Source organism: Bacillus sp. SIMBA_005, from assembly GCF_046535585.1.
Lineage (GTDB): Bacteria > Bacillota > Bacilli > Bacillales > Bacillaceae > Bacillus > Bacillus pumilus.
Window position 1 is genome coordinate 1 of the sequence record NZ_JAWRWI010000547.1, and the last position, 265, is coordinate 265.

A 265-nucleotide genomic window follows, 5' to 3' on the forward strand; every position below is an offset into this window, starting at 1 on the left:
GCCCCTTTTTCCATTAATAATGTTGCAACTTGATTTGCCTTTTCGTTTAGCTCTTTATAAGTGATATGCTTTCCTGCATAGACAGCCGCTGTTTGGCCAGGTGTCTTTTCCGCTCGTTCTTCAAAAAGGTCTTGTATCGTTTTATTCACCGTATAATTAGAGGACTGCTTATTAAAATCCTGGAGCATTCCGCGCTCTTCTTCATTTACAGCGCTGATGTCTTTCAGGACACGCGTAGGATCAGTTGCCACTTGCTTTAACACAT

At 41.9% G+C, this 265-nt stretch carries 1 protein-coding gene; it reads right to left on the reverse strand.

Features of this window, described 5'->3' with window-relative positions; genetic code table 11:
- On the reverse strand, nt 1-265 hold a 265-nt coding region (locus SB660_RS21240; protein WP_410584368.1), incomplete at both ends, for an AMP-binding protein.